Raw genomic sequence first — 26,104 nt, 5'->3', positions numbered from 1 at the left:
TGATTGCGGGATCGAGTTGGGTCATGTGAGTCTTCCCGGTGCTCAGTGAGCAACATTGATCTTTTGTCGGCGAGGCCATCGCGTCCTAGCTATGGCTTCCCCCACTCCGTCGCCGCTTCGCGGCGCCACCTCCCCCCTCCGGAGGAGAGGAAGGGAGCCAAGGTCGGCGGGCTCAGCGCCGTTCCTCTCCCCGTCGATCGGGGAGAGGTGGCCCGAAGGGCCGGAGTGGGGGTCGACCAGCGCCATCATGGACATCTACACGCCCTACTGGCGTCTAACTCGCTCAGCCTGCCTGCGCCGCCGCCATAGTGGCGTAGTAGAACGCATCGAAATTGCGCAGCGCCGGCTCGTTCGGCAGGTCCGGCAAAACGCGGTTGACGATGAACGGCACCTCCTGCTCGGTCAGGCCGCCATGCGAACGGAGCGGCTCGTTGAGGGCCGCCAGATCGTGGCGGTGTTCCGAGGTGCCGATCGTCTTGTTCTCGGTCGAGATCAGCACGATGTCGCCGATGCGGTCGGCCGGCAGTTCGAAGCGCTGACAAGCCGTCGCGCTGTCCACGACCAGCATGATGCCCTCGATCTTGGCCAGCCGGGCCATGATGTCGGCCTGGTTGGCGCCCTTCGGCAGATAGGCGGTGGCGAAGGAACCGAGCGCGCCGTGATGCACGACATAAGGGTCGGTGATCGGCAGGATGACGCGGGCCGCGTCCTTGCCCAGCCACTCGTCGAGCAGGTCCTGGACGTAGACGACATTGGGCGAGCCGTCGGCGTGATGCTTGGGCTTCATGCCGTGGTCGGCGGTGACGACGATCGCAGCGCCCAATGCATCGAGTTCGGTCAGGTACTTGTCGAACATTTCGTAGAAGGCGTTGGCCTGCGGTACGCCCGGCGCGTATTTGTGCTGCACATAGTCCGTCGTCGTCAGGTACATGATATCGGGGCGGAATTCCTTGAGCAGCTGGACGCCGGCGGCGAAGACGAATTCCGACAGTTCCGCCGAATAGACTTCCGGCACCGGTAGCCCAAAATGCTTCGAGGCATTGTCGATGCCGTGCTCGGCCTTGGTCGTTGTGTCGGACTTCTCCGCCGAGAAGCACAGCGCGCGGCCGTCGTCGAAGGCAAGCCCCTTGCCCAGCAGCGCGCGCAGCTTGTCCTTGGCGGTCACCACCGCGACCTTGGCGCCGGCATCGTAGAACGCTTGGAAAATGGTCGGCGCGCGCAGGAAGCGCGGGTCGTTCATCATCACTTCCTTGCCGGTCTCGCGCTCGTAGAGATAGTTGCCGCAGATGCCGTGCACCGATGGCGGCCGCCCCGTGGCGATCGACAGATTGTTCGGGTTGGTGAAGCTCGGGATCACCGAATGGGCAAAGCGCACCGTGCCCTTCTGCTTGATCCTTTCCAGCGCCGGCATCAGCCCGGCCTTGATCGCTTCATCGAGATAGGCCGGCTCGCAGCCGTCGAGGCAGATGGCGATGGCCGGCACGCGCGGCCAGGCATAGGAGCGGCCATTGGCCGTGACATTGACGGGAGACATCTGGTTCATCGTAAATCCTCAAAACCTCTAGGCGGCGAGCTTGGCGCGCTCGGCGATTGCGGCGGGTGACGGAGCGGCGCTGTCGACGCCCATTTCATGCAGCGAGAAGGCCGCCGCCTCGACGACGCGACGCATGACATGCTCGTCCATCTGGCCGATGCAGCCGATGCGGAAGGAATCGACCACCGTCAGCTTGCCAGGATAGATGATGAAACCCTTGTCCTTCATCAGCTCGTAAAAGCGGTTGAAGGCGAAGTTCTCATGCGCGGGGTTGAAGAAGGTGACGATGATCGGCGAGAGCCAGCGGTCCTTGAGCAGCGTCTCGAAACCGAGCTCGCGCATGCCGGCCACCATGACGTCGCGGTTGCGGAAGTATCGCGCACCCCGGCCAGCGACGCCACCTTCGGCCTCGTGCAGGCGCAGCGCCTCGAGGAAGGCCGCGACGACATGCGTCGGCGGCGTGTAGCGCCACTGCCCGGTCTTGTTCATCGCCGCCCATTGGGCATGGACGTCGAGCGACAGCGAATGGCTGCGGCCCTTGGCGACCTCGAGCTCGCTCTTGCGGGCGATGACGAAGCCGAAACCAGGCACGCCCTCGATGCATTTGTTGGCGGAAGACACCATCGCTTCGTAGCGGATGTCGTTGACGTCGAGCGGGATGGCGCCGAAGGCGCTCATGGAATCGACCAGAAGCTTGCGGCCATTGGCATAGACGGCTTCCGAAATCTCGGCGACCGGATTGAGGATGCCGGAACTGGTCTCGCAGTGGATGGCGATCACATGCGTGATGGCCGGATCGGCCTTCAGCGCCGCCGCCACCTCGTCGCCGCGCGGCGGCAGGTAGTCGCCCTTGTCGATCAGCGTGTAGGCGCGGCCGATATACTGCATGGTTTGCGCGGCGCGCAGCCCATAGGCGCCGTTGGCCAGCACCAGCACCTTGCCGTCCTTCGGCACGAACGAACCGAGCATCGCCTCGACGCAGAAGGAGCCGCTGCCTTGCATCGGCACGCAGTCGAATTCATCTTTGGTATCGCCGGTCAGCGCCAGCAAGCGACGGCGCAGATCGGCCGTCATGGCGCGGAAATCGCCGTCCCAGGAGCCCCAGTCGCGCAGCATCGCCTGCTTGACGGCATAAGACGTGGTGAGCGGTCCGGGCGTCAGCAGATAAGGTTCGCCCAGAGCCGGCCTGTCCAGCGGCTTGGCCGCCGCGTGTTTCATCTCAGCGAGCATGCCGCCCTCCCACTTCGATCCTGTCATTGGATTATGACGGCCATATTCGGTCGACGGCACATATTTGTAAAATCGTTATTTTGTATTGATGTATCGATCTGATCGATGATAGGAATCTGAGGCATAAGCACCGCCACGGGAGCCACGCCAATGCGCTATGTACAGCTCAGGGCATTTCACCAGGTCGCGATTTCCGGTGGTTTTTCACGCGCCGCGGAAGCGCTGTTCCTTACCCAGCCGGCCATCTCGGACCAGGTGCGCAAGCTCGAGGAAGAATATGACGTGCTTCTGTTCAACCGCAACAAGAAGCAGGTCACGCTGACCACGCAAGGCCAGAGGCTGCTCGAGATCACGCACCGCATGTTCGAGACCGAGCAGCAGGCGCTGGAGCTGTTGACGGAATCGCGCGCGCTGCGTTCCGGCACATTGCGCATCGTCGCCGACGCGGCGCACCATCTTCTGCACATCCTGGGTGCCTTCCGCGCCCGTTACCCAGGCGTCCAGGTTTCGCTGCGTTCCGGCAACACCGACACGGTGATCGGCAGCCTTTACAGCTATGAGGCCGACATCGGCGTGCTTCCCGAAGTGCCGGCCGGCCGCGATTTTGAGATGCTGAAACTGAACTCGACGCCGATCATCGCCTTCGTGTCCGCCGACCACCCGTTGGCGGGGAAGAAATCGCTGACGCTGAAACAGCTGGCGCAGGAACCGCTGGTGATGCGCGAGCGTGGTTCCAAGACACGCAAGAAGCTGGAGGATCTTGCGGCGGCTTCGGATATCGAGCTCAAGCCCGCGATCGAGGCCGAGGGCCGCGAGGCGGTGCGCGAGATCGTCGCCTCGGGCGCCGGCGTCGGTTTCGTCTCGGCGGCCGAGTTCGGCCACGATCTGCGCTTGGCGCAGATCGCGATCGATGCCCCCGAAACGCTGATGGACGAAGCGCTGATCTGCCTGCGTGAGCGCAGCGGCGGCAAGCTGGTGCGCGCCTTTCTCGATGTCGCGCGCTCCATGTCGGGCGACTGAGCGCCAGGCCTTCCCTGATCTAGGCCGCTCAGCCTTGCGGATGAACCTGCGGCAGCGCCGCTTCGAGGGATCGCTCGAACGCATCGACCACTGCGTCGATCTGGGCTTCGGTGATGATCAGCGGCGGACAGAAGGCGATGGCATCGCCCATGTTGCGCGAGATGACGCCGTTCTGCTGCAGGAAGCCGTTGACCAGCGCGCCGAGCGCCGCCGGCTTGCCCCATGACGCCTTGGTCGCCTTGTCTGCGACCAACTCGACCGCGGCGATCAGGCCGACGCCGCGCACCTCGCCCACCAGCGGATGCGACGCGAGCTTGCGCAGCCGCGCCTGCAGATGCGCGCCGACCTTGCGCGCATTGCCGACAAGGTCGCGTTCCTCGATCAGCTTGATGTTCTCCAGTGCTACCGCCGCGGCCACCGGATGGCCGCCGCCGGTGAAGCCATGTCCGAACGTGCCGATGCGGTTGCTCTCATCGGCAATCGGCTCGAACACCTTGTCGTTGATGAGCAACGCCGAGATCGGCAGGTAGGAGGACGAGATCTGCTTCGACAGCACCATGATGTCGGGTTTGATGCCGAAAGTCTGCGAGCCGAACATCTCGCCGGTGCGGCCGAAGCCGCAAATCACTTCGTCGGCCACCAGCAGGATGTCGTATTTCGATAACACCGCCTGGATCTTCTCCCAGTAACCGGCCGGCGGAACCACGACGCCGCCGGCGCCCATGATCGGCTCGCCGATAAAGGCCGCGATGGTTTCGGGATCTTCGGCGAGGATCAGCTTTTCCAGATCGTCGGCAAGACGGGCGGAGAACTGCTCCTCGCTCTCGCCAGGCTCGGCATCGCGCCAATGATGCGGCGTCGAGGTGTGCAGGATGTTGGCGATCGGCAGGTCGAAGGAGAGATGGTTGGTGGGCAGACCGGTCAGGCTTGCGGAGGCGATGGTGACGCCATGATAGCCGCGCTTGCGGCTGATGATCTTCTTGCGCGCCGGCTGGCCGAGCGCGTTCGACCGGTACCGGATCATCTTGATCGCCGTGTCATTGGCCTCGGAGCCGGAATTGGTGAAATAGGCCTTGCTCATCGCCACCGGCGCCATCTGCACCAGTCTCTCGGCCAGGTCGATCAGCGGCGAATGCGCCTTGGAGCCGAAGTCATGATAGAAGGGCAGCTTCGACATCTGCCTTGTCGCGGCGTCAACCAGCCGCTTTTCCGAGAAGCCGACGGCGACGCTCCATAGGCCTGCCATCGCCTCGATGTAACGATTGCCGGAGATGTCCTCGACATAGACGCCATCGCCCTTTTCGATGACCAGCGGCCCGGCTTCCTGATGCCTGCGGGCGTTCGTGTAGCCGTGCATGTGGTAGCGGATATCGCGGGCTTCGGGGGAATTGGGTGTGGCGTCCATGATGGTAGCTCCTGTCTGCAGGCGTCGAAGGCGGAAAGGACCTTGTATCCGAAAATTCCGCCTTGCATTGTTGCGGTTGATGCCTCATCGCGCAGGCTGATCGCAAGAGCCGCGATATCGGAATCGATAGCTCCAACAGGTCTCGCTTTCGGGCCATGGCGGCGGATGATGTGAAATAGGTGCAGCCGGATCACAGCATGGTACAGGTCGATTGCATCGTCGCCGGCGCCGGCGTGATTGGTCTGGCGATCGCGCGCGGATTGGCCGCGCGGGGTTTTGAAACGCTGATCGTCGAGGCGGCGGACGCCATCGGCACCGAGACCAGTTCCCGCAACTCGGAAGTCATCCACGCCGGCATCTATTACCCGCAGGGCTCGCTGAAGGCCCGGCTCTGCGTCGCCGGGCGCGACATGCTTTACCGCTACTGTGCGGACCACGCGATCCCGCACCGCCGCTCGGGCAAGTTGATTGTCGCAACCGACACGGCGCAAGAGCCGAGGCTTGGCTCCATCCAAACCAACGCCGTCGCTTGCGGTGTCGAGGATCTGCGATTTCTTTCAGCCAAGGAGGCGCTGGAATTGGAGCCGGCTCTCCATTGCACGGCGGCACTGCTGTCGCCCTCCACCGGCATTATCGACAGCCACGCACTGATGCTTGCCCTCCTCGGCGATGCCGAAGCGGGCGGCGCGGTGCTGTCGCTCAATACCCGCATTGTCTCTGGTCGCGTCGAGACCGGCCGCATCGTGCTCCAGACGGTGGACACGACGAGTGGCGAGCAGTTCGAAATCGCCGCGGCCCATCTCGTCAACGCGGCCGGTCTTGGCGCGGTCGCGCTTGCGGATTCACTCGAAGGCTTCGACCGGCAATTCCTGCCCAGGCTTCACTACGCCAAGGGCAACTACTTTTCGATGGCGGGCCGGGCGCCGTTCTCAAGACTTGTCTATCCGGTGCCGGAGCCGGGCGGGCTCGGCGTCCACCTCACGCTCGATCTTGGCGGCGCAGCCCGTTTCGGACCTGATGTCGAATGGACGGACACGCTCGACTACCGCGTCGATCCTGCCCGGGCCGAACGTTTCTACGGCGCCATCCGCAAATACTGGCCGGAGCTTGGCGATGGCGCCTTGCAACCGGCCTATAGCGGCATCCGGCCAAAACTCTCTGGCCAGGGCGAAGGCAACAGCGATTTCGTCATCCAGGGTCCGGCGACGCATGGCACCAAGAGCCTCGTCAATCTGTTCGGCATCGAAAGTCCGGGATTGACCTCCAGCTTGGCAATCGCCGAGCAGGTGACGCAGATCATCGCGCCATAGCAAACTCAGATCCGCGACACTCCATGGGCCAGATTTTCGAGGCCATTGCGCGGCTAGATTTTGCTTTGTGCGGCCCCTGACGTGCCGTAGCGTACTTATGGCAACATGCCCGAACGCCGGATCCGCAGGAACCGACCATGACCCCGAAAGCCAACGCCCATATCGAGGCCATGTCCGCTTTCGCGCTTGCCAATTTCGGCGGTTACGACCAGGCGACGCTGGCTCAGAACGAAAGCGCCTTTCCGCCCAGCCCGAACGCGATCGAAGCGGGTCGGGATGCCGTGGCGCGCAGCCATCTCTATCCCGACCCGGACTGGACGCAGCTCCGTGACGCCGTCGCATGGACCTATAGTGTCGAACGCGAGTTGATCCTGTGCGGCGCCGGCTCGATGGACCTGATCGCCTGCACCATCGCCGCTTTTGCCGGCCCCGGCAGCGAGGTTCTCGGCACGGCCTATGCCTATAATTTTATCGCCTCCGCCGCCGCGCGTGTCGGGGCGACCTACGTCAAGGCAGCCGAGCGCGACTTCACCGTTTCGATCGACGCCATCCTGGCCGCGGTGACACCGGCAACGCGCATCGTTTTCGTCTGCAACCCCGGCAACCCGACCGGCACGTGCATCCGCAATACCGAATTGCTGCGCCTGCGCGCCGCGCTGGCGGGAAACGTGCTGCTGGTCATCGACCAGGCCTATGGCGAGTTCGACGATCAGGACCCCGAGCCCGTCTTCGCGCTCGCCGGGCGAGGCGACACGATCGTGCTGCGCAGCCTGTCCAAGGCCTATGGGCTTGCCGGCGCGCGCGTCGGCTGGGGCTTGTTTGCGCCCCGCATCGCCGCTGAACTGCGCAAGATGCAGAACTCAAACCAAGTCTCGACGGTCAGCCTCGCCATGGCGCTCGCTGCGGTTGAGGACCAGTCCTACATGCGCGCAACGGTGGCGCGCACGGCCGAGATCCGTGATCGCTTCATGCGCGACCTGAGGGCCGCCGGCTATTTGGTGCCTGAGAGCCGGACGAATTTCGTGCTGGTCCGCTTCCCCGATGCGGCCGCCGCCGAGATCGCCGACAAGAGCCTGCGCGGCGCCGGCATCATCATGCGCGGCCTGAACGGCTACGGCCTGACCGACTGCCTGCGCGTGACCGTCGGTCCGCAAGAGATCATGGATCGCACGTTGCGCATTTTCACCGGCATGCGCGGACGGCGCTGCTGGTGACAGATTGACCGAGGGGAATCTCTTAAAGTGACATCCAACACGCCCTACCTGCCCGCCCGGGATTTCATCGGCTATGGCGAGAAGCCGCCGCTGGCGCAATGGCCCGGCGGTGCTAAGCTCGCACTCAACATCGTCGTCAACTACGAAGAAGGTGCCGAGTACAGCATCGGCGAAGGCGACGGTGTCTCCGAGGCGATCCTGTCCGACCTTGCCGTGTCGCCAGCCGTGCCCGGCTTGCGCAACCGCAACATGGAATCGCTCTACGAATACGGCTCGCGCGTCGGCGTCTGGCGGCTCACCTCGCTGTTCCAGGACAAGGGCGTCATTCCCACTTTCTATGTCGTCGGCCGCGCGCTGGAGCTCAATCCAGCGGCCGGCAAGGCGATCGCGGCACTGGGCAGCGACATCGTCTGCCATGGCTGGCGCTGGATCGACTATGCGCCGCTAGGCGAAGAGGAAGAACGCCAGCATATCGCCATGACCGTGGACACGGTCCGCCGCCTCACCGGCATCGATCCGGCGGGCTGGTACACGGGACGGCCGAGCCTCAACACGCGCCGGCTGGTCGTCGAGCACGGCGGCTTCCTGTTCGACTGCGACGACTACAATGACGACCTGCCCTATTTCGTCGACGTCGGCGGCAAGAAGCACCTGGTCGTACCGCATTCCTTCGACAACAACGACAGCCGTTTTTCGCGCGGCTCCGGCCTCGAGACCGGCAGCCAGTTCTTCGACTATGTCAGCGACGGCGTCGACTGGCTGCTGAAGGAAGGCCGACAGACCCCGCGCATGATGACGGTATCGCTGCACTGCCGGCTGGCGGCTCGGCCGGGCCGCATGATCGGACTGGAGCGCTTCCTCGACAAGATCACCGCCAACCCCGACATCTGGGTCTGCCGCCGCTCCGACCTCGCCCGCCACTGGCTGAGCCGGTTCGGCGGCTAAGCCGCCGCCGGCTGTCAGCGAATATTACTTGTTCGGCACCTCGTAGACTTTACCGTGCCAGGGCGCGGCGTCGATCTGGTCGAGCGCCATCACGTAAAGCACCTTCTCGTCTGGTCCGAAGGCGAAGTTCGGCATCGACGGCGACGGTACCGAAAGCGTGCGTAGAAGCTTGGCGTCCTTGTCGACGACCAGGATCTTGCCGGGTGCGTCGAGCGAGCGCGGGCTCTGGCCGATATACATCTCGCCGGCCCTGTCCATCTTGATGCCGTCGGGCCAGATATGCGGCTGGTTAGGGAAGAGATCGTCGAGCCGCAGGAAGACGCGACGGTTGCTCAAGCTGTGGTCGGACGAGACGTCGAATTCGATGATCCGGTTGTCCTCGGTTTCGACCAGATAGAGGATCTTGCCGTCATTCGACATCACGAGGCCATTGGCATTGTGCAGGTCGCCGGCGACCTTCTTCACGCTGCCGTCCCTGCCGATGTAGTAGGCCGAGGCATCGATCAGCGCACCGCCCTTGCCGGAGCCGGTGAAATAGACGCCGCCATCCTTGTCGGGCGCGAAATCGTTCGGTCCGCTGAATGCGTTGCCGTCCGTGTCCTTGGCGTAGGCGGGCAGCGTCTTGCCGTCGGCCGAGATGCGGCCGATCGTGTTGTTGTCGTAGCAGGTGACGAGGAACTCGCCGGCGGTTGTTGGCAGCACGGCCGAAGGACCGCAGCCGTCCATCTTCCAGAAAATGTCGTTCTTCTTGCCGTCCCAGACGGTCACCGTGCCGCGGCCATATTCGACGTAGAACAGCTTGTCCTGATACCAGATCGGACCTTCGGCGAACCAGGCATCGTCATTGACGACCTTGATGTCCGCCGCCTGCGCGGAGGATGAGAGGACCAGGGCGAACATTGCGCCCAGAAGATGCCGTTTGAACATGCGATTCCCCTTTGTTTTTAGTTGGTTGCAGTCCTTTTTCGAATGTCCTTCTCCAATCGTGTGCGATCGCCGCTACGACCGCAGCCGCTTGCCTTCCGGGTCGAAGGGCGGATGCGCGAGCAGCACCGCGTCGTGCGGCCTGCCCAGGATGGCGACGGTTACCTTGTCGCCGGCCTTGGCGGTTCCGGCCTTGACGTAGCCCATCGCCAGCGACTGCTCGACGAAGTAGCCATAGGCGCCCGACGACACCTGGCCGATCGGTGTTCCATCCGGTAGGAAGATCGGCTCGCCGCCGGTGGCGTCCGCATCCTTGGCCGACACGGAAAGCATGATCAGCTGATCCCGCGCCGGCTTGTCGGCGACGGCGAGATACGCCTCGCGGTTGAGGAATTCCTTGTCTGTCTTGATCAGGCGATCAAGCTGGACCTCTTGCGGCCAGTATTCGGGCGAATATTCACGGCTCCAACTGCCGTAGCCCTTTTCGACGCGCAGCGACATCAGCGCCCGCGAGCCGACTGGTCCGGCGCCGACCTCCGCGCCGGCCTTGAGGAGCGCGCTGTAGAGCTCGATCTGGTCGGCGGCCTTGCAGTGCAGCTCCCAGCCGAGATCGCCGGTGAAGGAAACCCTGAGCGCCACCACATCGACGCCGGCCACCGTGATCTGGCGCGAACGCATGAACGGGAAGGTCTCGTTCGACAGATCGTCATTGGTCAGCCGCTGCAAGAGCTCGCGCGATTTTGGGCCGGCCACGTTGAAGCCGCCGAGTTCCTCGGTGCGCGACCGGAACGTCGTGCCTTCGGGCAGCGGCACCGACTTGAAGAAGCGCTGATGAAAACGCTCGGCCATGCCCGAGCCGATCACCATGAATTCGTCTTCCGCCAGCCTGGTGACGGTGAAGTCGCCGGCAATGCCGCCACGCTTGCCGATCAGTGGCGTCAGGCAGGAATTGCCGACCTTGGTCGGCATGCGGTTGGCGAACAGCGCATTCAGCCAGGCTTCGGCGCCCAGACCCTTCACCTCGTATTTGGCGAAATTGGAGATGTCGATGATGCCGGCATGCTCGCGCAGCATGCGCGCCTCGCGGCCGACCGGAGCCCACCAGTTCTGCCGCGTGAAGCCATTCGTCTCCTCGCGCGGCTCGCCTTCCGCCGCGAACCAAAGCGGATGCTCCCAGCCGAAATTGAGGCCGAAGACGGCGCCCATCTCCTTCTGCATTTCATAGACGGGCCGCGTCCGCACCGGACGGCCGGCGGCGCGCTCTTCGTTCGGGAAATGGATCTTGAAGCGGTGGCTGTACTGGTCCTGCACGCGATCCTTGGTGAAGGCCTTGCCGGCCCAGTGGCCGAAGCGCGCCATGTCCCAGCCGAACATGTCGAGCGTCGGCTCGCCCTCGATCATCCACTCGGCGGCGAGCTTGCCCATGCCGCCGGACTGGGAGAAGCCGGGGATGATGCCGTTGCAGCAGAAATAGTTCTCGAGCTCCGGCACCGGCCCGAACAGCACCGCGCTGTCGGGCGACCAGATCATCGGACCGTTGATCACCTTCTTGACGCCGGCGGTCGCGGCTGCGGGAACACGCTGAACGGCGCGCATCATGTTTTCTTCGATGCGGTCGAGATCGTCGGGGAATAGCTCATGGCCGAAATCCAGCGGGGTCCCTTCCTCGGCCCAGAACTTCATGTTGCGCTCATAGGCGCCGATCAGAAGGCCGAGGCCTTCCTGGCGCAGATAATATTCGCCATCGCGGTCGGCGACCGAAGGCAGGCGGCGGCCCATGGCGGCGATTTCGGGGATGGTCTCGGTGACGAAATACTGGTGCTCGGTCGGGATCAACGGCAGCTGCAGCCCGGCCATGGCGGCGACCTCCCTGCCCCACAGGCCGGCAGCGTTGACCACCCATTGCGTGTGGATGTCGCCCTTCGGCGTGCGCACGATCCAGCTGCCGTCTGCCTGAGCCTCCGTCGCGGTGACCGGCGTGAAGCGATGGATCTCGGCGCCGCGCTGACGCGCGCCAGCGGCGTAGGCAGCGGTCACGCCCGACGGGTCGACATTGCCGCCCTCCGGCTCATACATGATGCAGCGTATGCCGTCGAAATCGACCAGCGGATGCAGCCGTTCCGCCTCGTCGCGGCCGACTTCGTAAAAATTCATCTTGTAGCGCCGCGCCTTGGCCTCCTGCAGCCGTAGCTGATGCTCGCGCGCCTCGGTCTGGGCGAGATAGAGCGAGCCCGGCTGGAAGATACCGCAGCCCTGGCCGGTCTCGGCCTCCAGCTCCTTGTAGAGCGCCATCGTGTAGTGCTGCAGGCGGCTGATGTTGGTGGAATCATGCAGGCCATGGATGTTGGCCGCCGCGTGCCAGGTCGAACCGGAGGTCAGCTCGCTGCGCTCCAGCAGGACGACATCCGTCCAGCCGAATTTGGCAAGGTGATAAAGGATCGAGCAGCCGATCAGACCGCCGCCGATGACAACGGCTTGTGCATGAGTACGCATATTTGAGGTTTCTTCCCTTTGTTCGGCGACTTTGTTTTTCGCGCTTCCTCGAAGCGTCTTGAGTTTGATTTAGCCGACTGATCAATCGCAGTCGCCGGCGGATTCAGGGGCGCAAGCCGCACCCCTGAGATACTTGTGATGATCGGCCCAACCTATGCCTTGTCCAGCCAGACCTTATCCAGCTGCAGTTCGAATGTCTGATGCATGCCGAGGTTCTTCACATAGGTGGCATGGTGGCGGTAGAGCGAGCGCCAGAAGGCCTGGATGAGAATGCCGGAGTCCTGCAGGATGAACTCGACCTCCTTCATCACCTCCTTGCGCTTTGCGGGATCGGGTATCGCGAGCGCCGCGTTGAGCTTCTTGTCGAAATCCGGATTGGCATAGCCGGACTCGTTCCAGGCCTCGCCGCTGCGATAGGCGATCGCCAGCACCTGCACGCCAAGCGGCCGCATGCCCCAGTCGGTGGTCGACCATGGATATTTCGTCCAGTCGTTCCAGAACGAGGAGCCCGGGATGATGGTGCGCTTGACCTTGAACCCGGCCTCGCGCATCTGCGCCGCGACGACATCGGCCGGGTCCTTCACGTAGTCCGCGTCATAGGAGATCAGCTCGAACTCGTGGTCCGTCTGGCCGGCCTCCGCCATCAGCGCCTTGGCCTTGGCCAGATCGCGCGGAACTTTCGGCAAGGCGTAATATTCCGGATGGATCGGGCAGACATGGTGGTTCTCGGCGATCTGGCCGAGGCCGCTATAGCCCAGTTGCAGCACCGTCTCGTTATCGACCGCAAGCTGGATGGCGTTGCGCACCCGCTTGTCGTCATAGGGCTTGTTGGTGACATTGGTGCGCAGCACGATAGTGCCGGCGGTGACGACGGATTCCTTGACCAGGCCCATGCTGTCATAGAGGTCGACCGTGCCGCCCACCGTCTGGTAGTTGCAGTCGATCTCGCCGGCCTCGAACGCGCTGCCGATGGCGGGGTTGGACGCGTCCGATCCATAATCGGTCCAGTCGACGCCGTCGAGATAGGGCTCGCCGCCGAACCAGGTGAAATCCTTGCGCCGCCGCACCGAGGCCGACTCGCCGACCTTGTATGAGATCAGCTCATACGGACCGGTGCCGGGCGTTTTGAGCATATCGGCGCCGTTCTTGTCGAAGTCGCGGTGCACGATAACCGCCGGATAGTCGGAAAAGCCCGGGATGATGGTGACGTCCGACTGGCCGCATTTCAGCTTCACCGTATGATCGTCGACCTTGGTGATGGCGCCGGCGGCCGCCTTCTTGGTGGCGGGATCGATCAGCGAGCCCATCCGCCCGGCCATCGAGTTGCCTTCGGCCGCCTTGTCGCACCAGCGTTCGATGTTGTGGACGATGTCGTCGGCGTTGAAGTCGTCGCCGTTCGACCATTTCACGCCCTTGCGCAGATGCAGCGTGTATTCGGTGGCGTCGTCGCTCACCTCCCAGCTCTCGACCAGATGGCCCTGGAAGGTGAAGTCGGTGGTGTAGCGGATCATGTAATCGTTGCACTGGCGCATGACGTTGGCGATTTCCGACCAGTCCCAGGCGCGCGGATCCTTCATGTCCTTGATGATCATCTGCATCTTCAGGATGCCGCCCTTCTTGCCGGGCACGATCGCCGCGGCCTTGGCCGGTTCGATACCGGCCATCGAATAAGCGAGCGCCGTGGAAGCGCCCATCACGCTCGCCATGGCGAGGAACTCGCGGCGGTCCATCCTGCCGCTTTTGACTTCGGCCGCGTAGCTTTCGATGACCGTTGGGACGCGGTCACCGTTGCTTTTGAACATTGCCATCGTTGTTCTCCGGTTCAGGGCTTTTTGCCCGTTCTTTCCCCTTGCGGCCGGCATGTTAGGGGCGATGCAAAAATCCCGGAAGGGCTCGGTCCTTCACAAACCGCAGAAACGCGGTCGCAGAGGCCTAAAAAAACGATGCCATTGGCCCGTCAAATTTTTGAAGGCGAGAACGGCGCCAATGCGTGTCGCCCAAAAGTGCACAGCGGCTTTGGGACAACGACATGCATCAAACAAAAGACTTGAAGCGCGCCGCGGCGCGACGCGCTTCAAGGCCGCGCGGCGTCTTCCCTGGCCCTGGAAAGGATCCATTCCTTGACCGTGCGCGCGATGTTTCCCTTCGAAAGCTGGCTCTCGGTCAGATAATAATTCCAGGGGCTTGGCGGCCGCACGGGGAACGGCTCTATAAGCAGCCCGCGACCCATATAGGCATGCGCGAGCGAGCGCTGCGTGGCGACGAGCCCGGCCCCCATCGCCGCGAGTTCGAGCGCAATGTTGGAGGCATTGGTCGACATCCCCTTGTCATGGTCCTCCATGTCGACGCCAAGCGCGTCCGCGACCACCTGCCAGTATTCCTGGCGGCCATGCACGAAGATCCAGTCGACCTTGAGCATATCCTGAGGCGTCTTCAAAACATGCTGACCCTCGAGCATGCTGGGCGCGCAGAGCAGGACCAGTTCGTCGTTCCAGAGCGGAATGGCCGCGGGCGGGCGATCGTCGAAGCGCCGCGTCGAGATGGTGATGTCCGCGATCTGCTCGCTCAGATCTTCCCAGATCGTGCCGTGCAGCACGATCTCGATCTCCGGATGCTTCTTGCGGAACGCAGCCATGCAACCCGCGAGCCAGTTTTCGGCAAGGCTCATCGGACAGGAAACGACCACGGTCCGGTTTCGCGAGGAGGCGACGATCGCTTCGGTCGCCTGGTCGATCTGGTCGAGCGCCTGACGCAGCGTCGGCAGGAACGCCTCGCCCATCTCGGTCAGCTTCAGACTGCGCGGATAGCGGATGAAAAGTTGCCGCCCGATATAGTGCTCGAGCGCACGCACATGCGTGCTGACGGCGGCCTGCGTATATCCCAGTTCCTTGGCGGCGGAGGTGAAGCTCAGATGCCGGGCGGAACTCTCGAACGAGCGGATATAATTCAAAGGGGGTGGCGGCTTCATCGCGGACTCCTGCATTCGCCATAGCTATCGCACCGACTGAGAGGTGTTCAATCACAGACAAACGACAAGGCATGGATATTTTTGGCCAAAGCCGCCAAACTAATCGCGTGAAAGGGCGATGAACCCAATTTACTGATGTTGTGAGCAGAGTGGGGAGATACGCCAAGTGGCTGTGCCGTCGCATCGGCGTGAAGGGCCTGTCGTCAGTTCGGACACGTTCGCACGCCTCTCCGATTTCGTGCTGCGACGCCCCGCTTCCGTCTTCCCCGCGTCGGTGCTGGAGCAGGCGCGCTACCTTCTCCTGGATACGCTCGGCATCGCCATCGCGGCGGGCCCGATGGAAGCCGGCCGCATCGCCCGTGACGTCGCCGTGCTGCTCTATGGTTCCAGCGATCCGCACCATTCCGCCCGCATGCTGTTCGATGGACGACGCGCCAGCATCGCCGGCGCGGCCTACGCGATTGCCACGCAGACCGACAATCTCGACGGTCATGATGGCTATAGCCCGACCAAGGGCCATATCGGCGTCGCGGTCGTGCCGGCGCTTGCCGCGCTCGCCGAAGCAAGGCCCGACCTCACCGGGCCGGAGGCGCTGGCGTCCCTGGTGATCGGCTACGAAGTCGCCGGACGGGCCGGCATCGCGCTGCATGCAACGGTGAGCGATTACCACACGTCGGGCGCCTGGAACGCGTTGGGTGTGGCCGCGGTCGCCGCGCGGTTGCGGCGGCTGAACGAAGCGCAATTGCGCGAGGCGCTCGGCATTGCCGAATATCACGGCCCGCGCAGCCAGATGATGCGCGAGATCGCCACGCCGACCATGCTGCATGACGGCTCCGGCCCCGGCGCGCTCATCGGGCTCTCGGCGGCCGTCCTTGCCGAGCGCGGCTTCACCGGCGCGCCGGCGATCACGGTCGAGGCGCCCGAAGTCGCCGAACATTGGCGCGATCTCGGCGTGTTCTGGCAGTCGCTGCACCAATATGTGAAACCCTATCCGATCTGCCGCTGGGCGCATGCGTCGATCGACGCCGTGCGCAGGCTCTGCCTGGCGCACAACCTCGGTGCCTCCGACATCGCCAATGTCCAGGCCAACAGCTTCCACTATGCCGCAACGCTTTTCGATGGCATGCCCGACACGACCTCGAAGGCGCAGTACAGCCTGCGTTTCGCGGTCGCCACCTTCATCATCCATGGCCGCATCGGGCTTGAGCATATTTCCGGCGCCGGGCTGGAGGATGCGGCCGTCGCAGGCATGCTCACCCGGATCACGGTGACCGAAACCGAACGCCACAGCGCCCGCTTCCCGGCCGGCCGCTGGGCCGATGTCGTCATAACCACCAACGACGGGCGCGTGCTGGCGTCAGGCGACGTGCATGCGCGCGGCGGGCCGGAAGCGCCAATGACGCTGCAGGATGTCGAGGCGAAATACATGGAGTTCGCGGCACCGGTGCTCGGGCCTAATCGCGCAATGACGATCCGCGACGCGGTATTGTCGTTGAACGACCGCGATAGCCGCTTCTCCGATCTATCGGCGCTGCTCTACGATCCTCCCGGGACTGAGGGCTGAGCGCCGCCATGCCCCTGGGGCGGTGGCGAGACACCGCGCAGACCAGCATCATGCATAAAGGACCATCATGACCCGCCCGCAAGGAACCATCGCCCCGATCCTTACGCCCTTCGAAGACGACGGCCGCATCGCGCGCGATCTCTGGGTGTCCCACGCCAAATGGGTGCTGGACCAGGGCGCGCATTTCCTGTCGCCCTTCGGCACCACGGGCGAGGCGCTGTCGTTATCGCTCAGCGAGCGCAGGCAGGCGTTGGAATGGCTGGTCGATGCCGGCATTTCTCCCAGCCGCATGATGCCCGGCACCGGTGTCACGGCGCTGCCCGAAACCGTCGAACTGTCGAAGCACGCGATCGGCCTCGGCTGCGCCGGCGTGATGGTGCTGCCCTCCTTCTTCTACACGGGTACCGGCGACAATGGGCAGGCGCGGTATTACAGCGAGCTGATCGAGAAGGTGGCCGACCCCGCCTTGAAGATGATCCTCTACCACATCCCGCAGAACTCCGGCGTGCCGGTCAGTCCCGCGTTGACCGCACGGCTGAGCAAGGCGTTTCCGGATACAGTCGTCGCCTACAAGGACAGCGCCGGTGACTGGGACAACACCGCCGCCGTTATTGCCGCCGCGCCCGATGTCGCGGTCTTCCCGAGCTCGGAGGCACAGCTCACCAAGGGTCTCGCCAGCGGCGCCGCCGGCTGCATCTCGGCCACGGTCAATCTGAACGCCGCGGCCATTCGCCGCCTCTATGACGCGGCCCGCAACGGCGAAGACGTCACCGAGGCGGATGCCGCGGTCAAGGCGTTCCGAAAGGTCATCCAGGACGCCGGGCTGATCCCGGCGATGAAAGCTGTGCTTGCGGTCAAGTCCGGCGACAAGCGCTGGCTGAACCTGCGCGCGCCGCATGAGAACGCGACGCTGGAAAGCGGCAGTGCATTGCTCGCCGCGCTCGGCGGCGCCGCCGACCACATCGGCCGCAACTGAGCCCCCGATGTCGGCGCGCCCAACAGTCATCCTGCACACCGACAAACCTGCCGGCGCCATGGCCGTGCTGGCGGAGACGCATCCGGATCTCGCCGTGCATGCCTGCGAGACCTATGCCGGCCTTCCCGCCCTTGTCGAACTGACAGGCGCGGAGGTGGTTTACTCGGTGCGCTTTGACGGCACGCCGCGCTATCCGCGCCAGGCCCTGGTCGAGAGCGCCACGGTAAGGTGGGTGTCGATCGGCGGCTCAGGCACCGACCATCTCGGGCGCTGGGATCCAATGCGGGTGACAGTGACGAATTCGGCTGGCGTCGCCGCCGGCATGCTGGCGGAATATGCGCTCGGCGCCATGCTCTCCTTCTCGCTCGACCTGCGCGGCTTCGAGCGCCGGCAGCAGGCTCGCCAGTGGGGCGGCGGCCGGGTCGAGCCAATCGAAGGCAAGACCGTGTTGATCGTCGGCCTCGGCAAAACAGGCGAGGCTGTCGCGCGCCGCGCGCAGGCGATGGGCATGCGCACGCTGGGCATTCGCGCGCGCCCAAAGCCGACGCCATGTCTCGACGAGGTTCACGGGGTCGATGCCCTGTTGCCGCTGATCGGCCGCGCCGATTTCATTGTCTGCTGCGTGCCTCTGCTTCCGACAACGCGCGGCCTGCTCGGAGAAGCGGCTTTCGCCGCGATGAAGCCGTCCGCCGTCCTCATCGACATTTCGCGCGGCGGCGTCATCGAGGAGACAGCCCTTCTGGCCGCGCTCGATAACGGACGGATCAAGGGCGCGGCGCTCGATGTCTTCACGACCGAGCCACTGCCTGCCGGGCATCCGCTATGGGGCTACGATAACGTCGCCATCACGCCGCATTGCGCGGCGGTCTATGACGGCTGGGACATCAAGTCGGTGCGCATGTTCGCCGACAATCTGGCGCGTTATCGCAACGGCGAGCCGCTTGAGAACGTGGTCAATCCGGAACGCGGTTACTAGGAGCAATTTTCCGTCCGGAATTGCGAGAAAAAGAAAAAAGGGAACAAAGTCTGATGTCACAGGACAGGCGCGGGGGCGGCCGCAAATCAAAACTTGGACGCGGCGGGGGCGGCATCGCGCAACTGCCATGGCAGAACGTGAAGAACCCCTATCCGCCCATGCAACTGCTCGACGAAGAGCGGATGCAGCAGCTGCACGACACCTCGATGCGCATCCTGTCGGAGCTCGGCATCCGCGTCATGAGCGAGAAGGTGATGGATCTGTTCGCCGCCGCCGGCGCCATTGTCGACCGCGAGAACAACACCATCCGTGTCGACGAGAGCATCGTCACCGAGGCACTGCGCAACGTGCCGTCATCCTTCACGCTAACCAGCCGCAATCCGGAAAAGCAGGTTCATTTCGGCGGCAATTCGCTGGTCTTCGGACTGGTTGCCGGTCCACCCAATGTGCATGACCGTATCAACGGCCGCCGTCAGGGCAATCTGCCCGACTACCAGAACTTCATCCGGCTCGCGCACCACTTCAACGCCATCCACATCATCGGCAATCAGGTGGTGGCGCCGATGGAGCTGCCCGCCAATGCGCGTCATCTCGACACCTATCATGCCAATCTGACGCTGAGCGATCTCTCCTTCCATTGCACCGCGATCGGCCGCGCCCGTGCGATGGACGGCATCAACATGATGGCGATCGCGCGCGGCATCTCCGTCGAGGAAATGCGCGCCTCGCCGGGCGTGACGACGATCATCTCGATCAACTCGCCGCGCCTGTTCGACGATGCGATGGCCGAAGGCCTGATCGCGATGGCCGAGCATGGCCAGCCGGTGACCGTCACGCCGTTCACGCTGATGGGTGCGATGACGCCGGTGACGCTTGCCGCCGCCCTTTGCCAGCAGAACGCCGAAGCGCTGTTCGGCGTGGTGCTGACGCAGCTCGTCAATCCCGGCACGCCGGTGATGTACGGCGCCTTCACCTCCAATGTCGACATGAAGTCGGGCGCGCCGGCCTTCGGCACGCCGGAGAACGCCAAGGCCAACATCATCGCCGGACAATTGGCGCGGCGCTACAATCTGCCCTACCGCACCTCCAACGCAAATGCCTCGAATGTCGTCGACCTGCAGGCCGCTTACGAAACCGAGATGGCGACCTGGGGCGCGGTGCTCGGGGGCGCCAATTTGATCTATCACGCGGCCGGCTGGCTCGAGGGCGGGTTGACGGCGTCCTATGAAAAGCTCGTGCTCGATGTCGAGATCTTGCAGAACATGATGGAGTTCCTGCGGCCGCTGCCGTTCCAGGAGGATGACCTCGGCTTCGAGGCGATCAAGTCGGTGCCGGCCGGCGGCCATTTCTTCGGCGCCGAACATACCATGTCGCGCTACACCACCGCCTTCTACCAGCCGATGCTGTCCAACTGGCAGAACCATGGCGCTTGGGAGGAAGCCGGCGGCAAGGATGCGCTGGAGCGTGCGACCGAGCTCTGGCAGCAAGCGCTGCACGATTACGAAGAGCCGGTGATGGACGTGGCAATCCGTGAGGAGCTCGACGCCTATGTCGCGCGCCGCCGCGAGGAGATCGCGGCCAACCCGGAAGGCTAAGCATGATCCCGAAAAGTGGGAACCGGTTTTCGGAAAAGATCATGCTCCAAAGAGTTGGAAATCCGCCTAGTGCCTTATGATCTCGTCATTCGTCACGCGACCCTCATCGCCGGCGACGGCTCGAAACCGTTCGAAGCCGACATCGCCGTCACCGGCGACAGGATTGCGGCGATCGGCCGGCCGGACGATATGCGCGCCACCGAAGAGATCGACGCCAAGGGCAAGGTGGTCGCGCCCGGCTTCATCGACGTGCACACCCATGACGACGGCGCGCTGCTGGCGCCGCGCGGCATGGATCCGAAGATCAGCCAGGGCGTGACGACGGTGATCGCCGGCAATTGCGGTGTCAGCCTGGCGCCGCTGCTTCTCGACAAAACACCGCCGCCACCTTTCACGCTGGTCGGCGGCCGCGAGAATTTCCGCTTCGATCGTTTCGCCGACTATGTCGCCGAGCTCAAGCGGCGCGGCATCGCCACCAACGCGGCCCTGCTCGTCGGCCACACCACTTTGCGCCAGCGCTGCATGCCGGTAACCGACCGTCCCGCCAACGAAGCGGAAACGACGGCAATGCAGGTAGCGGTTGCCGAAGCGATGGCCGAGGGCGCGTTCGGTCTCAGCACCGGGCTCGACTATCCGCCGGCCGTGAAGTCCTCGACAAAGGAGGTCAAGGCACTGGCTGCGACCGCCGCACAAAATGGCGGTCCCTACGTCACCCACACGCGCAACTATTTCGAGGCGATGGACGAGGCAATCGAGGAAGCAATCGACATTGCCGATCATGCCGGCGGCAAGCTGTTCATCTCGCACCACCAGTGCACCGGCCGCGCCAATTTCGGCAAGAGCGAGCCGTCACTGGAGCGCATCGACCGGGCGCGCGAGACGATGGACATCGGCATGGATGTCTATCCCTATGCCGCGAGCTCGACCGTGCTTCGCCTGGAGCGCTGCGACACCGGGCTGAAGATCCTCGTCACCTGGTCCGATCCGCATCCCGAGATGGCCAGGCGCGAGATCGCCGACATTGCGCGCGAATGGAACTGCACTGAGCGCGAAGCGGGCGAGCGCCTGTTGCCGGCCGGCGCCGTCTATTTCCAGCTCGACGAGACCGATGTGCGCAACATCATCGCGCATCCGCGCACCATGATCGGCTCGGACGGCCTGCCGCATGACATCCATCCGCATCCGCGCCTGTGGGGCACGTTTCCACGCGTGCTTGGCCATTATGCACGCGATGTCGGTCTATTCAGCCTGGAGGAAGCGGTATTCCGCATGACCGGCTTGCCGGCGCGCGAGTTCAGCATCGCGCAACGCGGGCTGCTGGCCGAAGGCAACTTCGCCGACATCGTCATCTTCGATCCGGCGACGATCATCGACACCGCAACCTTCGAGGAGCCGCGCCGGCCCGCCGCCGGCATCGAGCATGTCTTCGTCAACGGCGTTTCGGTCTGGCGCGGTGGCAGGGCGACCGGAGCGCTGCCGGGAACGGTCCTCAAGCCTTCCGCGTCAAAGACGGTCGTCAGGGCCGCACGCGGATGCGGCGCCGATCACAGCGCCTCGTAGATCCGGTCGACGCTCTCCAGCGTGTAGGCGAACTCCACCGGCCGCGTGCAGCGCCAGCCATCGAAAGGCTGGCAGGCAAGCGCCTTCAGCGCCTCGGGCAGACGCAGGATGCCGCCGCCATAGAGCCGGTTCGCCATGTCGAGCATGCCGGTGCGGTGCATGGCCTCGGTCATGCTGCCGCACGCATCCTTGACCAGCCAGACGCGAAAGCCCTGGTAAACCGCGTCGAACACACTCTCGGTCACGCAGCTGTCGGTCAGCACGCCGGCGACGACGAGGTTTTCGATGCCGAGCGCGGCGAGTCGTTGTGAAAGATCGGTGCGGCGAAAGGCGCTCGGCCAATGCTTGTGGATGACGATATCGCCCGACATCGCCGCCACCTCGGCGCAGATCGCGGCGCCCTCGCTGCCCGCGATGGCGGAGCGGAATTCCTCGGTCAGCATTTCTTCCTGCCGCGCATAGCCGTCGCGTTCCTCCGGCTTCACCCAGGCCTGGGCGTGGATGACCAGTATGCCTGCCGCGCGAGCGGCTTCGATCAGTTGAGCTGTATTGGCGAGCACCGCGTCGTAGCCGACGACCGGCCAGGCCGCATCGGGCCGATATTCATTCTGCAGGTCGATGACCAGCAAGGCGGTCGCGGCACGGTTCATGTCAGGTCCTTGTCGAAGTCGGTGACGAAACGCAGAAGCACCCGGATCGCCTGGTCGAGATCGGCGATCTCCATCGCTTCATGCGGATTGTGGCTGCCATTCTCGTTGCGTACGAACAGCATGACGGTCGCAATGCCGGCACCCGCGAAGGTGGCGGCGTCATGCCCTGCGCCGCTCGGCACATGCGGCGCCTGCATCTGCAAATCAGCGGCGGCGCGATCCATTCGCGCGATCAACGCAGGCGACATGGTCGCCGGCTCCCAGGTGAAGCCCGGCCCGGCCTCGAAGGCGACGCCACGCTTGGCGGCAATTTCGGCGAAAATCGCCTGCAGTCGCGTTTCGATGCGATCCAGAACGGCTGCCTCGGCGCTGCGCACGTCGAGCGTGAAGCCAAGCTCGCCCAGCACCCGGCTGCCGCCATGCTGCGTCGGGTCAGATTGAACGCGGCCGAAGGTGATGGTCGCCCCGTGGCCGTCGCGTTCGAGCGTGTCCCATTCGGTTTCGAGCGCGGCGACAAGGTCGGCAAAGCCAAGCACGCTGTCATGCCGGGCAAAGCGCGGCTCGGCGCCCGAATGGGCGTAAGCGCCAAGACATCTCGCATCGACATAACGGAACCCGCCGGCAATGCCGGTGACGATGCCGACCGGCGCGCCGGCAGCAATCAGGCGCGGTCCTTGCTCGATATGCACTTCGACGAAGGCCGCGATCCGGCCGGCATCGATACCGGGCACGCCGCGACGCACAGCATCGGGGTCGAAGCCTTCCTCACGCATGTGATCGGCCAAGGTGCGGCCGCTGTCGGAGCGCTTCGCTTCGAGTGCCAGCGGCTCAAGCAGCCCGAGAGCCGCCTGGCTGCCTGGATAGGACAGCGGAAACCAGACGGCTTCCTCCGCCCGCGTCGCCAGCACGATAAGGTCGCGCCGCAATCGGACGCCTTGCCCAACCAGTTCAGCCATCACCGCCAGGCCGGCCGCGACACCCGCGGCGCCATCGAAATTGCCGCCATGCGCCACGCTGTCGAGATGCGAGCCGATGACGATCGCCGGCAGAGCCGGATCACGGCCGCCGAGCGTCAAATAGAGATTGCCGGCCGCATCGAGGCGCCCAACGGCGCCCAGTTCTTCCGCTTCTTGGCGCACCAGATCATGGGCAAAGCGTTCGCCAGGTCCGTAGGCGACGCGCGTGATCCCCGGCGCATCGGCCGTGGCCTGCGCAAGTCTCGCCAGCACACGTTCCGCCAGCCTGCCGCCGGTCGTCAGCTTCGTCATGAGGCAGCCTGGCGGGAGGCGACGCTCCGCAGCCGATGCGGTGTAAGATCGTCCAGCGCCACGCCATGCCTCGCGACATCATGGGGCAGGCCGCCGCCGGCGATCAGGCTGGCGCAGACGCGCGACAGCGCCGGCGAGGTCTTGATGCCATAGCCGCCCTGCCCGACCAGCCAGACGAAATCCGGCACCTCGTCATCGGGTCCGACCACGGGCGAGCCGTCGGCGACGAAGGTCCGCAACCCAGCCCAGGAGCGTGACACGCGCTGCACTTCGATGGTGGTCGCGCGTTCAAGGCGCTCGGCGCCGATGGCGACATCGATGTCCTCGGCATAAGCGTCCATCGGCGGCGACAGCGTTGCATCCGCCGGCGAGACGAACAACTGCCCGGCGTCCGGCTTGAAGTAGAATTCGGCGCCGACATCGTTGACCAGCGGCCAGTCGGCAATGTCGACGCCCGCCGGGGCTGGAATGTTGAAGGCGGTGCGGCGCTTGGGCTGCAGGCCGACCGGACGCACGCCGGCCATGAGGGCGATCTCATCGCCCCAGGCGCCGGCGGCATTGACAACCAGCGGCGCGACGAATGTCCCAGCCTCCGTCTCCACCCGCCATTGGCCGCCCTGCCTGTCGATGGCTCTGACGCCGGCCTTGGTAACTATGCGCGCGCCATGCGCTCGCGCGCCGCGCAAAAAACCCTGGTGCAGACCGTTGACGTCGATGTCCATCGAGTGCGGTTCGATATAGGCGCCGGCGAGATAATCCGCGCGCAGCACCGGCACGCGCGCGATTGCTTCGGCCGGCGTCATCGCGACGATCGAGGGAACCAGGGCCTGCGCGGCCTGCAGATCCTCACGCAACAGATCAAGCTGATCGGCGCGCGCCACCGTGATCATGCCGCGCTTGCTGAGCAGCGGATAATCGCAAAAACCCGTTGACGGCTCGGTCAGGAACGCGCGGCTGGCGAGCACGATGCGGCGGATGACGCCATTGCCGTAATTCTCGGTGAAGCTCGCCGCCGATCGGCCTGTGGTGTGGTAGCCGCAGTGGCTCTCCCGTTCGAGCAGCACCAGCTTTGCGCTGCGCGAAATCTCGAAGGCAGCGCCGGCGCCGGCCATGCCGCCGCCGATGATGATGACGTCGGTCTGCTCGCTCATGGTCGCCCATCCTCTGAGACTGTCTTGCGCGGCACGGCCGGCGGCTCACCCAGGCGGCCGCGCCGGGCGCGGTCGCGGGCGCCACGGCCCTCGGCCAGGTTCTCGGCCAGAGCATTCTGTGAAGCACATTCACGCAAGGCGAGGTCGGTGACAAAGGGCACCGGCTTGCCGGCGATTGCCATGCCTTTCAGCCGCGCCCAGACGGCGCGCCGCTTGCGCACCTGGTGCGACTGCAATTCGCTGATTTCGGCAATGTCGGTCTCGCGCTCGATCTCCAGCGCGCCGGCCTCGACCGCCGCGTCGAACAGCTCGAGCCCGCGCTTTGTTCGCACGATGATGCTGTTCAGCGCCTCGTCCTCGACCGCCGGCCCGCCATTCAGCCAGGCATCATGCACGGCGATATCCGCCACCTGGCCGATCGCATCCGGGCAGATCTTGCAGCGCGGCTGGATCATCCATTTGTCCTCGTCTTCCCACAGCTGCCGGTAGCTGATCTCGAAGGCGCGGCCGTCCCTGGTTTCAATCCGATTGAGACCGGGATTGCCATGTCCCCGGTAGCGGAACAGCGCGAGCTCGTCCTCACGCAATCCGAAGCGCTGCAGCACCTGTTCCGACTTCGTCAGATCCGAAGCCCCGCCGCAGACGAAGGCCAGCGCATAGCGCATATACCGATCAACGCGCGGATCGAGCCGCGCCAGGTTGCGCACGGCGGTGATGTCGCATGGCTTGGCGATCAGCGCGAATGGTTCGCCGCGGTCGAGGATGTCGTTGAAGTCGACCAACGTCGCCGCCGGCCCGTAGCGCGAGCCGGCGCCTACAAGCACCGAAACCGCGTCGAAGCTCAGCCGTCGTTCCGTACGCATTGGCATGGATTGCGATGCCGCGACATGCAGCACGAACTTGACGCGCCCCGAGTTCAGCAGGAACTGCCCGAGCGCCGTCAGCGTTCCGCCGCCTGAGCCGACAAACCGCACCGTCGGGTCTCCTGCGTGGCCGAGCACCAGCCTTTCGACAGGTCCCCAGACGGGGTCCGTCAGTCTGGCCTCTCTCAGTTGCGCCGGTGGCGGACCGGCGATCCGGGTTCCCGGACAGACGGCGTTGATCCGCGTCAGAGTCGGCCGGTCCAGCAGCCGTTTCGCCAATGGCCGCTCGCGACCTTCCGGCGTCATCACCATGTCGACCTCGCCGGCACCGGCTATCGAGCGGCAAAGGCCGCAGCCGATGCAAAGCCCGTTCTCGACGATCTCGCTGAGCGACAGCGGATCGGCAGCACCAGGCACCGTGTCCTGACTGGTTTGGATGAGGTCCATCTCGTTCGATC

20 protein-coding genes are annotated in these 26,104 nt (G+C 64.5%); 9 read left to right on the top strand and 11 right to left on the bottom strand.

Annotation, left to right across the window (positions count from 1 at the left end; all coding sequences use genetic code 11):
* Positions 1–283: 283 nt before the first annotated feature.
* Positions 284–1,543 carry a phosphonoacetate hydrolase gene (gene phnA, locus ACVDG8_RS30490; RefSeq protein ID WP_447251770.1) on the bottom strand — a complete coding sequence of 420 codons (1,260 nt, stop codon included), beginning with the start codon at positions 1,541–1,543 and terminating at the stop codon, positions 284–286.
* Positions 1,544–1,561: 18 nt separating this feature from the next.
* Positions 1,562–2,764, bottom strand: coding sequence for a 2-aminoethylphosphonate--pyruvate transaminase (locus tag ACVDG8_RS30485; RefSeq protein ID WP_447251769.1), 1,203 nt, complete (start codon positions 2,762–2,764; stop codon positions 1,562–1,564).
* A 150-nt stretch (positions 2,765–2,914) separates the two neighbouring features.
* Here ACVDG8_RS30485 and ACVDG8_RS30480 point away from each other — a divergent pair, with 150 nt between their 5' ends.
* The gene (locus ACVDG8_RS30480; RefSeq protein ID WP_447251768.1) at positions 2,915–3,784 is read left to right on the top strand and encodes a LysR substrate-binding domain-containing protein; all 870 of its coding nucleotides are present in this window, start codon (positions 2,915–2,917) and stop codon (positions 3,782–3,784) included.
* Positions 3,785–3,812: 28 nt separating this feature from the next.
* Here ACVDG8_RS30480 and ACVDG8_RS30475 read toward each other — a convergent pair whose 3' ends face one another.
* Positions 3,813–5,189 (bottom strand): aspartate aminotransferase family protein, encoded by a 1,377-nt coding sequence (locus ACVDG8_RS30475; RefSeq protein ID WP_447251767.1) that lies wholly within the window; start codon positions 5,187–5,189, stop codon positions 3,813–3,815.
* A gap of 197 nt (positions 5,190–5,386) precedes the next feature.
* Between ACVDG8_RS30475 and ACVDG8_RS30470 the strand changes: the two genes are divergently transcribed.
* From ACVDG8_RS30470 to ACVDG8_RS30460, 3 genes are all read left to right on the top strand, one after another.
* Positions 5,387–6,499 (top strand): NAD(P)/FAD-dependent oxidoreductase, encoded by a 1,113-nt coding sequence (locus ACVDG8_RS30470; protein WP_447251766.1) that lies wholly within the window; start codon positions 5,387–5,389, stop codon positions 6,497–6,499.
* 137 nt (positions 6,500–6,636) lie between these two features.
* Positions 6,637–7,713 (top strand): pyridoxal phosphate-dependent aminotransferase, encoded by a 1,077-nt coding sequence (locus ACVDG8_RS30465; RefSeq protein WP_447251765.1) that lies wholly within the window; start codon positions 6,637–6,639, stop codon positions 7,711–7,713.
* Between the two features lie 27 nt (positions 7,714–7,740).
* On the top strand, positions 7,741–8,658 hold the full coding sequence (locus ACVDG8_RS30460) for an allantoinase PuuE (protein WP_447251764.1): 918 nt from the start codon (positions 7,741–7,743) through the stop codon (positions 8,656–8,658).
* 24 nt (positions 8,659–8,682) lie between these two features.
* On the opposite strand, the gene ACVDG8_RS30455 is transcribed toward ACVDG8_RS30460, so the two are convergent.
* The 4 genes from ACVDG8_RS30455 to ACVDG8_RS30440 form a co-directional block, all read right to left on the bottom strand.
* Complete coding sequence (locus ACVDG8_RS30455) at positions 8,683–9,585, bottom strand: SMP-30/gluconolactonase/LRE family protein (protein ID WP_447251763.1); 903 nt, start codon at positions 9,583–9,585, stop codon at positions 8,683–8,685.
* A 72-nt stretch (positions 9,586–9,657) separates the two neighbouring features.
* Positions 9,658–12,075, bottom strand: a complete 2,418-nt coding sequence (locus ACVDG8_RS30450; protein ID WP_447251762.1) for a GcvT family protein — start codon at positions 12,073–12,075, stop codon at positions 9,658–9,660.
* Positions 12,076–12,227: 152 nt separating this feature from the next.
* Positions 12,228–13,883: an ABC transporter substrate-binding protein gene (locus ACVDG8_RS30445; protein ID WP_447251761.1), complete on the bottom strand. Its 1,656-nt coding sequence runs from the start codon at positions 13,881–13,883 to the stop codon at positions 12,228–12,230.
* 266 nt (positions 13,884–14,149) lie between these two features.
* Positions 14,150–15,043: a LysR substrate-binding domain-containing protein gene (locus tag ACVDG8_RS30440; RefSeq protein WP_447251760.1), complete on the bottom strand. Its 894-nt coding sequence runs from the start codon at positions 15,041–15,043 to the stop codon at positions 14,150–14,152.
* A gap of 166 nt (positions 15,044–15,209) precedes the next feature.
* Here ACVDG8_RS30440 and ACVDG8_RS30435 point away from each other — a divergent pair, with 166 nt between their 5' ends.
* The 5 genes from ACVDG8_RS30435 (at position 15,210) to ACVDG8_RS30415 (ending at position 21,714) form a co-directional block, all read left to right on the top strand.
* Positions 15,210–16,607 (top strand): MmgE/PrpD family protein, encoded by a 1,398-nt coding sequence (locus ACVDG8_RS30435; RefSeq protein ID WP_447251759.1) that lies wholly within the window; start codon positions 15,210–15,212, stop codon positions 16,605–16,607.
* A gap of 67 nt (positions 16,608–16,674) precedes the next feature.
* A complete protein-coding gene (locus tag ACVDG8_RS30430; protein WP_447251758.1) occupies positions 16,675–17,583 on the top strand; it encodes a dihydrodipicolinate synthase family protein in 909 nt (302 codons plus the stop codon).
* 7 nt (positions 17,584–17,590) lie between these two features.
* On the top strand, positions 17,591–18,559 hold the full coding sequence (locus ACVDG8_RS30425) for a D-2-hydroxyacid dehydrogenase (RefSeq protein ID WP_447251757.1): 969 nt from the start codon (positions 17,591–17,593) through the stop codon (positions 18,557–18,559).
* Positions 18,560–18,612: 53 nt separating this feature from the next.
* A complete protein-coding gene (locus tag ACVDG8_RS30420) occupies positions 18,613–20,154 on the top strand; it encodes a trimethylamine methyltransferase family protein (protein WP_447251756.1) in 1,542 nt (513 codons plus the stop codon).
* 69 nt (positions 20,155–20,223) lie between these two features.
* On the top strand, positions 20,224–21,714 hold the full coding sequence (locus tag ACVDG8_RS30415; protein ID WP_447251755.1) for an N-acyl-D-amino-acid deacylase family protein: 1,491 nt from the start codon (positions 20,224–20,226) through the stop codon (positions 21,712–21,714).
* Here ACVDG8_RS30415 and ACVDG8_RS30410 read toward each other — a convergent pair.
* From ACVDG8_RS30410 to ACVDG8_RS30395, 4 genes are read right to left on the bottom strand one after another with little or no spacing between them, the layout of a single operon-like run.
* Positions 21,699–22,364, bottom strand: a complete 666-nt coding sequence (locus ACVDG8_RS30410; RefSeq protein ID WP_447251754.1) for a cysteine hydrolase family protein — start codon at positions 22,362–22,364, stop codon at positions 21,699–21,701. The genes ACVDG8_RS30415 and ACVDG8_RS30410 overlap by 16 nt on opposite strands.
* Positions 22,361–23,632 (bottom strand): Zn-dependent hydrolase, encoded by a 1,272-nt coding sequence (locus tag ACVDG8_RS30405; protein WP_447251753.1) that lies wholly within the window; start codon positions 23,630–23,632, stop codon positions 22,361–22,363. The genes ACVDG8_RS30410 and ACVDG8_RS30405 overlap by 4 nt, the downstream gene beginning before the upstream one ends.
* Positions 23,629–24,783 (bottom strand): NAD(P)/FAD-dependent oxidoreductase, encoded by a 1,155-nt coding sequence (locus tag ACVDG8_RS30400; RefSeq protein ID WP_447251752.1) that lies wholly within the window; start codon positions 24,781–24,783, stop codon positions 23,629–23,631. Before ACVDG8_RS30400 ends, ACVDG8_RS30405 begins: the two co-directional genes overlap by 4 nt.
* A complete protein-coding gene (locus ACVDG8_RS30395; protein ID WP_447251751.1) occupies positions 24,780–26,093 on the bottom strand; it encodes a Coenzyme F420 hydrogenase/dehydrogenase, beta subunit C-terminal domain in 1,314 nt (437 codons plus the stop codon). Before ACVDG8_RS30395 ends, ACVDG8_RS30400 begins: the two co-directional genes overlap by 4 nt.
* Between the last annotated feature and the right edge of the window lie 11 nt (positions 26,094–26,104).

Source organism: Mesorhizobium sp. ORM8.1 (assembly GCF_053005525.2).
The sequence above is the reverse complement of the archived record's forward strand: the minus strand, read 5'-3'. Positions and strand labels throughout refer to the sequence as shown.

Excerpts from the sequence above, each read along its gene's own strand:
- ACVDG8_RS30405 (WP_447251753.1), bottom strand. The coding sequence starts at position 23,632 with ATGACGAAGCTGACGACCGGCGGCAGGCTGGCGGAACGTGTGCTGGCG.
- ACVDG8_RS30470 (WP_447251766.1), top strand. The coding sequence starts at position 5,387 with ATGGTACAGGTCGATTGCATCGTCGCCGGCGCCGGCGTGATTGGTCTG.
- ACVDG8_RS30430 (WP_447251758.1), top strand. The coding sequence starts at position 16,675 with ATGACCCGCCCGCAAGGAACCATCGCCCCGATCCTTACGCCCTTCGAA.
- ACVDG8_RS30420 (WP_447251756.1), top strand. The coding sequence starts at position 18,613 with ATGTCACAGGACAGGCGCGGGGGCGGCCGCAAATCAAAACTTGGACGC.
- phnA (WP_447251770.1), bottom strand. The coding sequence starts at position 1,543 with ATGAACCAGATGTCTCCCGTCAATGTCACGGCCAATGGCCGCTCCTAT.
- ACVDG8_RS30475 (WP_447251767.1), bottom strand. The coding sequence starts at position 5,189 with ATGGACGCCACACCCAATTCCCCCGAAGCCCGCGATATCCGCTACCAC.
- ACVDG8_RS30445 (WP_447251761.1), bottom strand. The coding sequence starts at position 13,883 with ATGGCAATGTTCAAAAGCAACGGTGACCGCGTCCCAACGGTCATCGAA.
- ACVDG8_RS30410 (WP_447251754.1), bottom strand. The coding sequence starts at position 22,364 with ATGAACCGTGCCGCGACCGCCTTGCTGGTCATCGACCTGCAGAATGAA.
- ACVDG8_RS30450 (WP_447251762.1), bottom strand. The coding sequence starts at position 12,075 with ATGCGTACTCATGCACAAGCCGTTGTCATCGGCGGCGGTCTGATCGGC.
- ACVDG8_RS30395 (WP_447251751.1), bottom strand. The coding sequence starts at position 26,093 with ATGGACCTCATCCAAACCAGTCAGGACACGGTGCCTGGTGCTGCCGAT.
- ACVDG8_RS30425 (WP_447251757.1), top strand. The coding sequence starts at position 17,591 with ATGTCGGCGCGCCCAACAGTCATCCTGCACACCGACAAACCTGCCGGC.
- ACVDG8_RS30485 (WP_447251769.1), bottom strand. The coding sequence starts at position 2,764 with ATGCTCGCTGAGATGAAACACGCGGCGGCCAAGCCGCTGGACAGGCCG.
- ACVDG8_RS30455 (WP_447251763.1), bottom strand. The coding sequence starts at position 9,585 with ATGTTCAAACGGCATCTTCTGGGCGCAATGTTCGCCCTGGTCCTCTCA.
- ACVDG8_RS30465 (WP_447251765.1), top strand. The coding sequence starts at position 6,637 with ATGACCCCGAAAGCCAACGCCCATATCGAGGCCATGTCCGCTTTCGCG.
- ACVDG8_RS30440 (WP_447251760.1), bottom strand. The coding sequence starts at position 15,043 with ATGAAGCCGCCACCCCCTTTGAATTATATCCGCTCGTTCGAGAGTTCC.
- ACVDG8_RS30480 (WP_447251768.1), top strand. The coding sequence starts at position 2,915 with ATGCGCTATGTACAGCTCAGGGCATTTCACCAGGTCGCGATTTCCGGT.
- ACVDG8_RS30400 (WP_447251752.1), bottom strand. The coding sequence starts at position 24,783 with ATGAGCGAGCAGACCGACGTCATCATCATCGGCGGCGGCATGGCCGGC.